This window comes from Providencia rustigianii DSM 4541, from assembly GCF_000156395.1.
Lineage (GTDB): Bacteria > Pseudomonadota > Gammaproteobacteria > Enterobacterales > Enterobacteriaceae > Providencia > Providencia rustigianii.
In genome coordinates this window covers 878,991-892,588 of the sequence record NZ_GG703818.1, presented here as the reverse complement: position 1 = coordinate 892,588, position 13,598 = coordinate 878,991, and the positions used below count along the sequence as shown (strand labels likewise).

The 13,598-nt window shown below is 43.6% G+C and carries 12 protein-coding genes and 2 tRNA genes; 13 read left to right on the top strand and 1 reads right to left on the bottom strand.

Translation table 11 applies throughout. The features are described from left to right. The first annotated feature begins 178 nt into the window (after window positions 1-178). The gene (gene greA, locus PROVRUST_RS09195; protein WP_006814516.1) at window positions 179-655 is read left to right on the top strand and encodes a transcription elongation factor GreA; all 477 of its coding nucleotides are present in this window, start codon (window positions 179-181) and stop codon (window positions 653-655) included. Window positions 656-773: 118 nt separating this feature from the next. Here greA and yhbY read toward each other — a convergent pair whose 3' ends face one another. Next, on the bottom strand, window positions 774-1,067 hold the full coding sequence (gene yhbY, locus PROVRUST_RS09190; RefSeq protein WP_006814515.1) for a ribosome assembly RNA-binding protein YhbY: 294 nt from the start codon (window positions 1,065-1,067) through the stop codon (window positions 774-776). Window positions 1,068-1,323: 256 nt separating this feature from the next. Between yhbY and rlmE the strand changes: the two genes are divergently transcribed. The 12 genes from rlmE (at window position 1,324) to truB (ending at window position 13,559) form a co-directional block, all read left to right on the top strand. Next, window positions 1,324-1,953 carry a 23S rRNA (uridine(2552)-2'-O)-methyltransferase RlmE gene (rlmE, locus tag PROVRUST_RS09185; RefSeq protein ID WP_006814514.1) on the top strand — a complete coding sequence of 210 codons (630 nt, stop codon included), beginning with the start codon at window positions 1,324-1,326 and terminating at the stop codon, window positions 1,951-1,953. Window positions 1,954-2,010: 57 nt separating this feature from the next. Next, window positions 2,011-3,978: an ATP-dependent zinc metalloprotease FtsH gene (ftsH, locus tag PROVRUST_RS09180; RefSeq protein WP_006814513.1), complete on the top strand. Its 1,968-nt coding sequence runs from the start codon at window positions 2,011-2,013 to the stop codon at window positions 3,976-3,978. Window positions 3,979-4,048: 70 nt separating this feature from the next. Next, a complete protein-coding gene (gene folP / locus PROVRUST_RS09175) occupies window positions 4,049-4,897 on the top strand; it encodes a dihydropteroate synthase (RefSeq protein WP_006814512.1) in 849 nt (282 codons plus the stop codon). Then, window positions 4,890-6,227: a phosphoglucosamine mutase gene (gene glmM / locus PROVRUST_RS09170; protein WP_006814510.1), complete on the top strand. Its 1,338-nt coding sequence runs from the start codon at window positions 4,890-4,892 to the stop codon at window positions 6,225-6,227. The genes folP and glmM overlap by 8 nt, the downstream gene beginning before the upstream one ends. Window positions 6,228-6,495: 268 nt before the next feature. After that, window positions 6,496-6,840, top strand: coding sequence for a preprotein translocase subunit SecG (gene secG / locus PROVRUST_RS09165; protein WP_006814508.1), 345 nt, complete (start codon window positions 6,496-6,498; stop codon window positions 6,838-6,840). A 105-nt stretch (window positions 6,841-6,945) separates the two neighbouring features. Continuing rightward, window positions 6,946-7,035, top strand: a tRNA-Leu gene (locus PROVRUST_RS09160). A gap of 57 nt (window positions 7,036-7,092) precedes the next feature. Continuing rightward, window positions 7,093-7,169, top strand: a tRNA-Met gene (locus PROVRUST_RS09155). Between the two features lie 208 nt (window positions 7,170-7,377). Next, window positions 7,378-7,830 (top strand): ribosome maturation factor RimP, encoded by a 453-nt coding sequence (gene rimP / locus PROVRUST_RS09150; protein ID WP_039854991.1) that lies wholly within the window; start codon window positions 7,378-7,380, stop codon window positions 7,828-7,830. Between the two features lie 23 nt (window positions 7,831-7,853). After that, window positions 7,854-9,362 (top strand): transcription termination factor NusA, encoded by a 1,509-nt coding sequence (gene nusA, locus PROVRUST_RS09145; RefSeq protein ID WP_006814506.1) that lies wholly within the window; start codon window positions 7,854-7,856, stop codon window positions 9,360-9,362. A gap of 23 nt (window positions 9,363-9,385) precedes the next feature. Beyond that, window positions 9,386-12,106 carry a translation initiation factor IF-2 gene (infB, locus tag PROVRUST_RS09140; protein WP_006814505.1) on the top strand — a complete coding sequence of 907 codons (2,721 nt, stop codon included), beginning with the start codon at window positions 9,386-9,388 and terminating at the stop codon, window positions 12,104-12,106. An 86-nt stretch (window positions 12,107-12,192) separates the two neighbouring features. Then, the gene (rbfA, locus tag PROVRUST_RS09135; RefSeq protein ID WP_006814504.1) at window positions 12,193-12,606 is read left to right on the top strand and encodes a 30S ribosome-binding factor RbfA; all 414 of its coding nucleotides are present in this window, start codon (window positions 12,193-12,195) and stop codon (window positions 12,604-12,606) included. Further along, window positions 12,606-13,559, top strand: coding sequence for a tRNA pseudouridine(55) synthase TruB (gene truB, locus PROVRUST_RS09130; RefSeq protein ID WP_006814503.1), 954 nt, complete (start codon window positions 12,606-12,608; stop codon window positions 13,557-13,559). Before rbfA ends, truB begins: the two co-directional genes overlap by 1 nt. Window positions 13,560-13,598: the final 39 nt, after the last annotated feature.

Sequence of the window (13,598 nt, the reverse complement as noted above, 5' to 3'; positions counted from 1 at the left end):
CTCAGTTAAAATAGCGAACAGTATGATAAGATAAGTGGCTAAATTAGTCTGATTGAGTTATTTACACCCCAAGTAATTTGAACACCCCCCTACACACAGTGGTGTTCGGTGTACTGCTGTTACAAAATCAGGAAGATACTTATTTTTTATATAGGATTGAATCAGAGGTATTTATCAAATGAAACAGATTCCAATGACAGTATTTGGTGCAAACAAGCTCAGAGAAGAGCTCGAGTACTTGAAATCTGTCCGTCGCCCTGAAATTATTGCGGCAATTGCAGATGCTCGTGAGCATGGTGATTTAAAAGAAAATGCTGAATATCATGCTGCGCGTGAACAACAGGGGTTTTGTGAAGGTCGTATTCAAGAAATTGAATCTAAACTTTCCCACTCTCAAGTGATTGATATAACGAAAATGGTTAACAATGGACGTGTTATTTTCGGAGCAACAGTCACTGTACTTAACCTAGATACAGATGAAGAGCTAACTTACCGTATTGTCGGTGATGATGAAGCAGATATTAAAGTGAATTTAATCTCTGTCAATTCGCCAATTGCTCGTGGATTAGTGGGCAAAGAAGTTGATGATGTCGTCACAATTAAGACGCCGGGCGGGGATGTTGAGTTCGAAATTCTTAAAGTTGAGTATATCTGATTCCTATTTCCCTGAATTGGTTATATTATTTCACTGATTTAGAGAGAAAGGCCGCAGGCGGCCTTTTTCGTCATATAAAACATGCTTTCGATGGCATTTTTATATAAATGAAGAGTTATTATTTAGGTAAAATGATTTTGCGCTCAGCTGAAGGACGGTAGAGAACAAGAATTTTACCGATAACTTGGACATTTGCTGCACCAGTTTCGCGAACAATCGCATCAGCGATCAAATTTTTAGTATCACGATCTTCGCCTGCGATTTTGACTTTGATAAGCTCGTGATGTGTTAATGAGAGTTCTATCTCAGCCAAAACACCTTCGGTTAAGCCATTGTTGCCAATCATAACAACAGGGTTTAAGTGGTGAGCGAGACTTTTTAGGTGCTGGATTTGTTTTTTATTAAGATTCATCGATTTTTTGCTTGGTTAGTATTGAAAATGGCATATTCTACCGCCATCTGATCACTATCACCATCAATTATATCTTATTTGATGGTAAAGAAGCAGCTAATGATTACCCGAAGTCCATCGGGTTACTAGTAGGCGGCAACGTAAACTATCCTGAAATACATAGTAAATTATGTAGCTTGGGGAAAAATGAAGCTAATCCCTTGTAACTTGAAGAATGTCGGGAAATGTATTTCTATTAGTATAGTTGGAAAGTGCAATGGCCAATAAAAAACGTTCGGCAAGCTCCAGTCGTTGGTTGCAAGAACATTTTAGTGATAAATATGTTCAGCAAGCACAAAAAAAAGGGCTCCGCTCACGTGCATGGTTTAAACTGGATGAAATCCAGCAAGGTGATAAGATTTTTAAACCAGGTATGACCGTTGTTGATTTAGGGGCCGCCCCAGGTGGTTGGTCGCAGTATGTTGTCAGCCAAATAGGTCATCATGGTCGTGTTATTGCTTGTGACCTGTTACCAATGGATCCCATCGTCGGTGTTGATTTCCTCCAAGGAGATTTTCGCGATGAAGCCGTACTTGCTGCTTTGTTAGAGCGAGTAGGGGATAAAAAAGTACAAGTGGTTATGTCTGACATGGCTCCAAATATGAGCGGAACACCTGAAGTAGATATTCCTCGCTCTATGTATCTGGTTGAATTAGCATTGGATATGTGCCGTGCGGTATTGGCTCCTGGGGGAAGTTTTATTGTTAAAGTATTTCAGGGAGAAGGCTTTGATGAATACCTCAGGGATATCCGCTCCCTATTTACGAAAGTTAAAGTTCGTAAACCCGAATCTTCGCGGGCACGATCGCGTGAAGTATACATTGTAGCGACAGGACTAAAACTATAGTACCCTGAGCGTTATTTGTTAACACAGTTGTAAGGTGAGGTTAATCCCTTGAGTGACATGGCGAAAAACCTAATTCTCTGGTTAGTCATCGCAGTTGTTCTGATGTCCTTGTTCCAGAGTTTTGGCCCAAGCGATTCGAATAGTCGCAGAGTTGATTATTCAACGTTTATCAATGAGTTAGCCCAGGATCAGGTACGTGAAGTTCGTATCACAGGTCGTGAATTGAACGTCAGAAAAGCGGATAATAGCCGCTATACAACTTATCTTCCTATGCAGGATGAGAAGTTGTTAGACACCTTGTTAAACAAGAATGTAACTGTCGTCGGTGAACCACCAGAAGAACCTAGCTTACTGACATCTATTTTCATTTCCTGGTTCCCAATGCTTCTGTTGATTGGTGTCTGGATTTTCTTTATGCGCCAAATGCAAGGTGGCGGCGGCAAAGGGGCTATGTCATTCGGCAAAAGTAAAGCCCGTATGCTGACAGAAGATCAGATCAAAACAACATTTGCAGACGTTGCTGGTTGTGATGAAGCTAAAGAAGAAGTGGGTGAAATCGTAGAATTCTTACGTGAACCAGCTCGTTTCCAAAAACTCGGTGGTAAGATTCCTAAAGGCGTCCTGATGGTAGGACCTCCGGGTACAGGTAAAACATTACTGGCAAAAGCGATTGCTGGTGAAGCTAAAGTTCCTTTCTTTACTATTTCCGGTTCTGATTTCGTGGAAATGTTTGTCGGGGTTGGTGCTTCGCGTGTTCGTGACATGTTCGAACAAGCAAAGAAAGCTGCGCCTTGTATCATTTTTATTGATGAAATCGATGCTGTTGGTCGCCAACGTGGCGCTGGTTTAGGTGGTGGTCACGATGAACGTGAACAGACACTGAACCAAATGCTGGTTGAGATGGATGGTTTCGAAGGTAATGAAGGCATCATTGTTATTGCTGCAACTAACCGTGCTGACGTACTTGACCCAGCATTATTACGTCCAGGTCGTTTTGACCGTCAGGTTGTTGTTGGTCTACCGGATGTCCGTGGCCGTGAACAGATTCTGAAAGTTCATATGCGTCGTGTTCCAATTGACCCAGGTGTTGATACCTCTATCCTTGCTCGTGCAACCCCAGGTTTTTCTGGTGCGGAGTTAGCAAACTTAGTTAACGAAGCAGCATTGTTTGCGGCACGTGAAAATAAGCGTGTTGTCTCCATGGCTGAATTCGAAAGAGCGCGAGATAAAGTTTGGCTGGGTGCTGAACACCGTTCTTTAATGATGACGGAAGAGCAGAAAGAATCGACTGCTTATCATGAAGCTGGACATGCGATTGTGGGCTACTTGATGCCAGAGCATGACCCTGTTCATAAAGTGACTATTATTCCTCGTGGTCGTGCATTGGGTGTGACGTTCTACTTACCTGAAGGTGACCAAATTAGTGCGAGCCGTCAGAAGTTAGAAGGTAATATTGCAAGCACCTATGGTGGTCGTATTGCTGAAGAACTGATTTACGGTTATGACAAAATTTCTACCGGTGCATCAGGCGATATCCAGCAAGCCACCAACACAGCTAGAAAAATGGTGACTCAGTGGGGCTTCTCTGACAAGTTAGGTCCAGTGTTATATTCTGAAGAAGAAGGCCCAGCATTCTTAGGTCGTTCAGGACATAGCTCGACTTATTCAGATGAAACTGCACGCATTATTGATGAAGAGATCAAAGCAATTATCGACCGTGGTTATAAGGTTGCACATAAAACCTTAACCGACAATATGGATATTCTGCATGCAATGAAAGATGCATTATTGAAATATGAAACGATAGATATGCCAATGATTGATGACCTGATGAACCGCCGTCCAGTACGTGCGCCAGCAGGTTGGGATGAGGATAAAAAAGTTAACAATGTGACCGGCTCATTTGGTGCAGCAACAAGCGCATCAAAACCTGAAACAGCGGCGACAGAACCTCAGCCTGAACAACCAACTGATAAGTCAGATGAAAATAATTCATCCGATAATAACGATAGCAAGCCACAATAAGCTATCGTCACAAGTTGATTAATTGAAAACCCCAGATTACTGGGGTTTTTTACGTTAAGGAAAAATAATCATGCACATTAAAGCTCGAGGTCATCTCCTTGACTTATCTACTCCTCAGGTGATGGGGATTCTGAATGTTACTCCTGATTCATTTTCAGATGGTGGCACCCATAATCGTTATCACGATGCACTCGATCATGTTGCTAAAATGGTTCAAGAAGGCGCAACGATTATTGATATCGGCGGTGAATCGACACGTCCAGGTGCGGCTGAAGTTTCTGTAAGCGAAGAATTAGACCGAGTTATTCCAATTGTAGAGGCCATTGCTAAACGTTTTGATGTGTGGATTTCTGTTGATACCTCAAAAGCTCAAGTCATGAATGAAGCCGCTAAAGCAGGAATGCACATTATCAATGATATTCGTTCATTGCATGAAGATGGTGCGCTTGAGGTTGCAGCCAATACAGGGTTACCCGTATGTATTATGCACATGAAAGGCCAGCCAAGAACGATGCAGAATGCACCTGACTATGCGAATGTCGTCAAGGAAGTCAAAGACTACTTAGCCATTGAAATTAAACGCTGTGTAGATGCTGGAATTGATAAACAGCAAATAATTATCGATCCAGGCTTTGGTTTTGGTAAGAACCTGTCGCATAATTACCAATTATTAGCATATTTAGATCAGTTTCATGATTTCGGACTACCGCTATTGGCAGGTCTGTCACGCAAATCTATGATTGGACAATTATTGAATGTTCCACCTCAAGAACGTCTTGCGGGCAGTTTAGCTTGTGCAACTATTGCTGCAATGCAGGGAGCACAGATTATTCGTGTTCATGATGTGAAAGAAACTGTGCAGGCAATGCAAGTGGTTCAGATGACTCTGTCAGAAAAGGAAAAGTTAGCGTATGAGTAACCGTAAATATTTTGGTACTGATGGTATTCGTGGCAAAGTGGGCGACAGTCCGATCACGCCTGATTTCGTTTTAAAATTAGGCTGGGCTGCGGGTAAAGTCCTCGCACGTCATGGCTCACGAAAAATTATTATCGGCAAAGATACGCGTATTTCTGGCTATATGTTGGAGTCTTCTTTAGAAGCTGGCTTAGCGGCTGCTGGATTATCTGCATCGTTTACTGGTCCAATGCCAACGCCTGCGGTTGCATATCTCACTCGTACTTTCCGTGCCGAAGCGGGGATCGTTATTTCTGCCTCTCATAACCCATATTATGATAATGGGATCAAATTCTTCTCTATTGATGGAACTAAGTTGCCAGATGAAGTTGAAGAAGCTATCGAAGCTGAGATGGAAAAACCGATTACTTGTGTTGAATCTGCTGAATTAGGTCGTGCAAACCGTATCGTCGACGCGGCAGGACGTTATATCGAATTCTGTAAAGGCACATTTCCAAATGAGCAGAGCCTGAACAGTCTTAAAGTTGTTCTAGACTGTGCAAATGGCGCAACGTACCACATTGCTCCCAATGTATTTAGCGAATTAGGTGCAGAAGTTATCGCCATTGGTTGCGATCCTAATGGTATCAATATTAATGAAGAGTGTGGCGCAACAGATGTTCGTATGCTGCAAGAGCGCGTCATTGCAGAGAAAGCGGATGTAGGCTTAGCTTTTGATGGTGATGGCGACAGAATCATCATGGTTGACCACGAAGGTAACAAAGTCGACGGTGACCAAATCCTATATATCATTGCACGTGAAGCATTACGCCAAGGCCAGTTAAAAGGTGGCGTTATTGGCACCTTGATGAGTAACATGGGTTTGGAGATTGCACTGAAACAACTGGGTATTCCTTTTGAGCGAGCTAAAGTCGGTGACCGGTATGTACTGGAAAAACTGCAAGAAAAAGGCTGGCGCATGGGAGCGGAAAACTCAGGGCACGTTATTTTATTAGATAAAACCACTACGGGTGACGGCATTGTAGCTGGGCTGCAAGTACTTAGTGCAATGGTTCGTAACCAAATGAGTTTACATGACCTCTGCAGTGGGATGAAATTATTGCCACAAGTGTTGGTTAACGTACGTTTCAAAGGCAAGCATGATCCTCTACAAAGTGATGCGGTCATTGCAGCAAATGAACAAGTAGAAAAAGAGTTAGCTGGGAAAGGTCGCGTATTACTCAGAAAATCGGGTACCGAACCACTTATCCGTGTGATGGTCGAAGGTGAAGATGAAGAGACTGTGACTAAAATGGCTAACCATATTGCTGATGCAGTAAAAGCAGCGGGTTAATTAAGTTTATTCATTGAAATGGGTTTTCTTAATGCTTATAAAAATAAACGTTAAGACGACATAATTAGATGGCTGAGTATTATTTCGATAATTTGTTGATTTTTTCTTCAAATGGTCGCGTGAAAGCAAAATAGACTTGCTTGTCAGCTCAGCTTTGGTTAGTATTCGCACCTGCTCAATCCTGCAATTATATTTTTCAGTATTGGGTAGGTGTGCAGTATAAGGGTCATAGCATAGGCTATGCGCCGTAACTGAATAGGTAACTCAAATGTATATAGCTCTCTTAATTATCTTTTTGCTAGTGGCTATCAGCCTGATTGGTCTGGTGATGTTACAGCAAGGTAAAGGTGCTGACATGGGTGCATCATTCGGTGCGGGCGCTTCTGCAACACTGTTTGGTTCATCGGGCTCAGGTAACTTCATGACCCGTATGACTGGAATCTTGGCTGCTGTGTTTTTCATTATCAGTTTAGTGCTTGGCAATATGACTGCCAACAAATATGGCACTGGTACAGGTAGTAAGTGGGAAAACATTAGTGAACCGGCAAAAGTCGAGCAACCAACAGACGTTCCGGCAGCACCAGCAACACCAACGAGCGATATCCCTCGTTAAGTGTTTAAGATTCCGGATGAAGGCATTTAGTCCTCATCAGTAGTAAAGCAGTAGAAGTTAAAAATTTGAGGTTATTGATGAGTAAATTAGTAACCTCACCTCAGTGCCGAGGTGGTGAAATTGGTATACACGCTACCTTGAGGTGGTAGTGCCTACAAAACGGGCGTACGGGTTCAAGTCCCGTCCTCGGCACCATTATTTTAGACGACTTGTATACAACAAATAGTCAGTGTAAAATAGTCACGTTTCGAACGCGGGATGGAGCAGCTTGGTAGCTCGTCGGGCTCATAACCCGAAGGTCGTTGGTTCAAATCCAGCTCCCGCAACCATTTCCTTATTCACATATCTTGCAGTCCATTATTAGATATCGTTAACGTAATTTCTCATCGATTTATCTAGATTTTCAAGGTATACTAGGATTATGGTAAACCCATGCGTTATGGGTCCAGTTACAAAAGCCCCGATATCGGGGTTTTTTGTTATTTGATAATCGAATTAACTGGGCTATATGCCCTTTTTTTATGTCTGGGGGTGGGCTTGTCCACATTAGAGCAAAAATTAACAGAGATGGTTTCGGCACCAGTAGAAGCGCTAGGCTTTGAGTTTGTTGGCTTAGAATTCGTTCGTGGGCGCACGTCGACACTACGTATTTTCATTGATAGTGAAGAAGGCATCACTGTTGATGATTGTGCTGATGTCAGCCATCAGGTAAGTGCAGTATTGGATGTCGAAGATCCGATTTCTGTAATCTATAACCTTGAAGTTTCGTCACCGGGAATGGAGCGTCCATTATTCACGATCGCTCATTACGAGCGTTTTATGGGTGAAGAGGTGGCTCTGACATTACGTATAGCTATGCAGAACCGCCGTAGATGGCAAGGTATTATTAAAGCCGTTGATGGTGAAATGATTACGGTTACTGTAGATGGTAAGGATGAGGTGTTCGCCCTCGGCAACATCCAAAAAGCTAACTTGGTACCCCACTTTTAATAAAGTTCAATGAGGCAACTAGGATGAACAAAGAAATTCTGGCTGTTGTTGAAGCGGTTTCTAACGAAAAATCCCTCCCTCGTGAAAAAATCTTCGAGGCTCTGGAAACTGCACTAGCGACAGCAACCAAAAAGAAATACGAGCAAGAAATTGAGGTACGTGTTGAGATCGACCGTAAATCAGGTGATTTTGACACTTTCCGCCGTTGGTTAATTGTTGATGAAGTGACAATGCCAACACGTGAAATCACTCTTGATGCAGCTCAGTTCGAAGATCCTGAACTGCAATTGGGTGGATATGTTGAAGACCAGATTGAGTCTGTTGTTTTTGACCGTATTACAACGCAAACTGCTAAACAAGTTATCGTACAGAAAGTTCGTGAAGCCGAACGTGCGATGGTAGTTGATCAATTCCGTGAGCAACAAGGTGAAATCATCACTGCTCAAGTGAAGAAAGTTAACCGTGAAAATATCACCTTAGATTTAGGTAATAATGCAGAAGCGGTTATCTTGCGTGAAGATATGTTACCTCGCGAAAATTTCCGTCCAGGTGACCGAATTCGCGGAGTACTGTATGATGTTCGACCTGAAGCTCGCGGTGCACAGCTTTTTGTCACTCGTTCTCGCCCAGAGATGCTGATTGAATTATTCCGCATTGAAGTGCCAGAAATTGGTGAAGAAATCATTGAGATCAAAGCTGCAGCTCGTGATCCAGGCTCGCGCGCTAAAATCGCAGTAAAAACTAACGACAAACGTATCGACCCAGTTGGTGCTTGCGTTGGTATGCGTGGTGCAAGGGTTCAAGCCGTTTCTAGTGAACTAGGCGGTGAAAGAATTGACATCGTGTTATGGGATGATAACCCTGCTCAATTCGTTATTAATGCTATGGCTCCGGCTGATGTGGCATCTATCGTTGTTGATGAAGACAACTGTACAATGGATGTTGCCGTTGAAAGCAGCAACTTAGCCCAAGCGATTGGTCGTAATGGTCAAAACGTTCGCTTAGCAGCTCAGTTACTGAAAATACATCGTGGTGATGACAAGTGGGAACTGAATGTCATGACTGCGGAAGAGCTGAATGCAAAACATCAGGCAGAAGCACATGCTTCTATTGAAACATTCACCAAGCATCTTGATATTGACGAAGAGTTTGCCACAACATTGGTTGAAGAAGGCTTCTCTACGTTAGAAGAACTGGCTTACGTGCCAATTAAAGAGCTTCTGGAAATTGACGGTCTTGATGAAGAAACCGTTGAAGTTCTACGTGAAAGAGCAAAAGCGGCCCTCACCACAATCGAATTGGCTCAAAAAGAGAGCCTAGGTGATAATCAGCCAGCAGAAGATTTGTTGAATCTTGACGGTATGGATCGTACTCTTGCCTATAATTTGGCTACTCGTGGAATCTGTACACTGGAAGATCTTGCTGAGCAGGGCATCGACGACCTCATTGATATTGAAGGTCTGAATAATGAGAAAGCAGGCGAACTCATTATGGCCGCACGTAATATTTGCTGGTTCGGTAACGATGCGTAAACACTGTAGCAGGAAGGAACGGCATGACAGAAACTGTAAAATCATTGGCAACGGAAATTCAAACCACAGTTGATCGCCTGGTACAGCAATTTGCTGAAGCAGGGATCACTAAAGGTGAGAATGACTCTGTTAACCAGTCTGAAAAAGAAGCTTTACTGAACCACTTAAACCGTGAACAAGGCGGAGTAGCGGGTCAGCCAAGTAAATTAACATTGCAGCGTAAAACTCGTAGTACGCTGAGTGTTCCAGTCACCGGTGGCAAAAGCAAATCGGTAAATGTTGAAGTCCGCAAAAAACGCACTTATGTGAACCGTGACGCTGAAGAAGCGAAATCGGAAGAGCAGGCGCAGCGTGAAGCGGAAGAGCAGGCACAGCGCGAAGCTGAGGAACTGGCAAAACGTGCAGCAGAAGACGCTGCCAAACGTGAAGCGGAAGCAAACGCTAAACGTGAAGCCGAAGAGAAAGCAAAACGTGAAGCAGCTGATAAAGCTACGCGCGAAGCAGCGGAAAGAGAAAAAGTGAAACAAAGCGAAAATCATCAAAAACCAGGCAAGACTAACGAAAGTAATGCCGAAAAACAGCGTCGTGAAGCTGAAGCAGCTGAGCTGAAACGTAAAGCCGAAGAAGAAACTCAACGTAAAGTTGAAGCGGAAGCTCGCCGTGTTGCTGAAGAAGCCCGTAAAATGGCTGAAGAGAACGGTGAGAAATGGACGGCTGAAACTAAAACTGAAGAAGACAGCGACTATCACACTACAACGTCTACTCATGCTCGTGCAGCAGAAGACGAAAGTGATGAGAAAGAAGAAGGCCGTCGTTCACGTAACCGTACAGCGAAAGCTCCACGTCAGAAAAAAGGCAATAAACTGTCTGAGAAAGCTGATCGTGAAGAAGAGCGTGCTGCGGGTCGTTCAGGTCGTTCTAAAGGTAAGCAGCGTAAAGGTAGTTCTTTACAGCAAAGCTTCACCAAACCTGCTGTTGCGGTAAACCGTGACGTAGTGATTGGCGAAACCATTACCGTTGGCGAACTGGCTAACAAAATGGCGGTTAAAGGCTCACAAGTCATCAAAACGATGATGAAAATGGGTGCGATGGCAACCATTAACCAAGTGATTGACCAAGAAACTGCACAGTTAGTAGCAGAAGAAATGGGACACAAAGTTATTCTGCGTCGCGAAAACGAGTTAGAAGAAGCGGTGATGAATGACCGTGACACTGGCTCAGCGGTGAAAGAACCTCGTGCTCCTGTTGTAACCATCATGGGTCACGTTGACCACGGTAAAACCTCTTTACTGGACTACATTCGTTCAACGAAAGTAGCATCAGGCGAAGCAGGTGGTATTACTCAGCACATCGGTGCATACCACGTCCAAACTGACAAGGGTATGATCACCTTCTTAGACACCCCAGGTCACGCCGCGTTTACTTCGATGCGTGCACGTGGTGCTCAGGCAACGGATATCGTTGTTCTGGTTGTTGCTGCTGATGATGGTGTAATGCCACAAACAATTGAAGCGATCCAACATGCGAAAGCTGCGGGTGTACCAGTTGTTGTTGCTGTGAACAAAATGGATAAACCAGAAGCTGACCCAGATCGCGTTAGAAATGAGCTGTCTCAGTACGGTATTATTTCTGAAGAGTGGGGCGGTGAAACGCAGTTTATCGGTGTATCTGCAAAAGTGGGTACCGGTATCGATGAACTGTTAGATGCTATCTTGCTGCAAGCTGAAGTTTTAGAACTGAAAGCGGTATATGCAGGTATGGCAAGCGGTGTTGTTGTTGAATCTTATCTGGACAAAGGTCGTGGCCCAGTTGCGACAATCTTAGTTCAAGAAGGTACCTTGAATAAAGGCGACATCGTTCTGTGTGGATTTGAATATGGCCGTATTCGTGCAATGCGTAACGAATTAGGTAAAGAAGTTCAATCTGCAGGTCCTTCAATTCCAGTTGAAATTTTAGGGCTTTCAAGCGTTCCTTCTGCCGGTGATGAAGCGACAGTTGTTCGTGACGAGAAAAAAGCACGTGAAGTTGCTCTCTATCGTCAAGGCAAATTCCGTGATGTGAAATTAGCTCGTCAGCAGAAATCTAAACTGGAAAACATGTTTGCTAACATGGAAGAAGGTAAAGTTTCTGAACTGAATATCGTTCTGAAAACTGACGTTCAGGGTACTTGTGAAGCTATCACTGAGTCTCTGATGAAACTGTCAACTGATGAAGTTAAAGTTAAAATCATCGGTTCAGGCGTGGGTGGTATCACTGAAACTGATGCAACTCTGGCTGCGGCATCGAATGCTATCATTCTTGGCTTTAACGTTCGTGCTGATGCATCTGCACGTCGCGTTATTGAAAGTGAAAGCGTCGATTTACGTTACTACTCAGTAATCTATAGCCTGATTGATGAAATCAAACAAGCAATGAGTGGTATGTTGGCACCTGAATACAAACAGCAAATCATTGGTCTTGCAGAAGTTCGTGATGTATTTAAATCACCGAAATTTGGTGCTGTTGCTGGTTGTATGGTTACTGAAGGTACCATTAAACGTAATAACCCAATCCGCGTCTTACGTGATAACGTGGTTATTTACGAAGGTGAGTTGGAGTCACTGCGTCGCTTCAAAGATGACGTGAGCGAAGTTCGTAACGGTATGGAATGTGGTATCGGTGTTAAGAACTACAACGATGTCCGTGTCGGCGATATGATCGAAGTCTTTGAAATCATCGAAGTTAAGCGTTCAATCGACGGTTAATTTTGTGAGTACCCACGAGACATCGTGGTTATAAAAAAGTATTTGTGAGGGGGCAATAGCCCCCTTTATTGTCAGGAGATATAACGATGGCAAAAGAATTCAGTCGTTCTCAACGCGTAGCTCAAGAAATGCAAAAAGAAATTGCGATTATTTTGCAGCGTGAGATTAAAGATCCTCGTATTGGCATGGCAACCGTGTCTGGTGTCGAGCTTTCACGGGATCTGGCATACGGTAAAGTTTTCGTCACCTTTTTCAACATCGCCAATGATGATAAGAGCGAAGCTGAAATGGTAGCTGAAGGTATTAAAGCATTAAACGAAGCATCTGGTTTTATTCGTTCATTACTCGGAAAAGCAATGCGTTTACGCATTATTCCTGAGCTGACTTTTGAATATGATAGCTCGCTAGTTGATGGTATGCGTATGTCTAACCTAGTATCGAATGTGATTCGTAATGACGAAGAACGTCGTTCTGGTACAGATGATAAAGAGGAAAAATAATGGGTCGTCGTCGTAGCGGGCGTGATATAGATGGCGTATTGCTGCTGGATAAACCTACTGATATTTCTTCAAATGATGCGCTGCAAAAAGTGCGGCGCTTCTTTAACGCGAACAAAGCAGGGCATACTGGTGCATTAGACCCGTTAGCGACGGGGATGCTGCCAATCTGTCTTGGTGAAGCAACAAAGTTTTCACAGTTTTTACTCGACTCAGATAAACGTTATCGAGTGATTGCACGCCTTGGGCAGCGTACGGATACTTCCGACTCCCATGGTGAAATTATCTGTGAGCGTGAAGTTAAGTTTACAGCAAAGCAACTTGATGGTGCTTTAGAGCATTTTCGTGGTGATACTCTACAAATTCCTTCCATGTATTCGGCACTCAAACACCAAGGGCGGCCACTTTATGAATACGCAAGAAAAGGGATCACAATAGAGCGAGAAGCCCGTCCTATCACTGTGTATGAGCTTCAGTTTATTCGTTGGGATAACAACGAATTAGAGCTGGAAATTCATTGTTCGAAAGGTACGTATATTCGAACCATCATTGATGATTTAGGTGAAATGTTAGGATGTGGTGCTCACGTCACTTATCTGCGTCGTGTACAAGTGGCTAATTATCCTTATGACCGAATGGTCTCTTTGGAACAATTAGCGGCTTTACGGGCAAAAGTGGATGCCGGTGAAGGGTCTTTTGAAGCACTCTTGGATTCACTGTTATTGCCAATGGATACCGCAGTTGTTCATTTTCCTGCTGTGAATATCACAGAAGACACTGCCGCATATTTTAAACAGGGTCAACCTGTATGTGGTAATGTACAAGGCCTTGCGCAAGGCGAAATGATCCGAGTCACTAGTGGTACAGAGCAGCGGTTTATTGGTATTGCTCTGGTGAGTGAAGATGGACGTATCGCACCAAAGCGTTTGGTTGTAGAAAATGAGCAGCCCGCATAATGGCGCTTATTGCTTTGCTGCTTTAAGCAGCGTAGAATA

What these genes read in the sequence shown, in the direction of transcription:
- greA (WP_006814516.1), top strand. Translation starts at nt 179, where the DNA reads ATGAAACAGATTCCAATGACAGTATTTGGTGCAAACAAGCTCAGAGAA.
- yhbY (WP_006814515.1), bottom strand. Translation starts at nt 1,067, where the DNA reads ATGAATCTTAATAAAAAACAAATCCAGCACCTAAAAAGTCTCGCTCAC.
- rlmE (WP_006814514.1), top strand. Translation starts at nt 1,324, where the DNA reads ATGGCCAATAAAAAACGTTCGGCAAGCTCCAGTCGTTGGTTGCAAGAA.
- ftsH (WP_006814513.1), top strand. Translation starts at nt 2,011, where the DNA reads ATGGCGAAAAACCTAATTCTCTGGTTAGTCATCGCAGTTGTTCTGATG.
- folP (WP_006814512.1), top strand. Translation starts at nt 4,049, where the DNA reads ATGCACATTAAAGCTCGAGGTCATCTCCTTGACTTATCTACTCCTCAG.
- glmM (WP_006814510.1), top strand. Translation starts at nt 4,890, where the DNA reads ATGAGTAACCGTAAATATTTTGGTACTGATGGTATTCGTGGCAAAGTG.
- secG (WP_006814508.1), top strand. Translation starts at nt 6,496, where the DNA reads ATGTATATAGCTCTCTTAATTATCTTTTTGCTAGTGGCTATCAGCCTG.
- nusA (WP_006814506.1), top strand. Translation starts at nt 7,854, where the DNA reads ATGAACAAAGAAATTCTGGCTGTTGTTGAAGCGGTTTCTAACGAAAAA.
- infB (WP_006814505.1), top strand. Translation starts at nt 9,386, where the DNA reads ATGACAGAAACTGTAAAATCATTGGCAACGGAAATTCAAACCACAGTT.
- rbfA (WP_006814504.1), top strand. Translation starts at nt 12,193, where the DNA reads ATGGCAAAAGAATTCAGTCGTTCTCAACGCGTAGCTCAAGAAATGCAA.
- truB (WP_006814503.1), top strand. Translation starts at nt 12,606, where the DNA reads ATGGGTCGTCGTCGTAGCGGGCGTGATATAGATGGCGTATTGCTGCTG.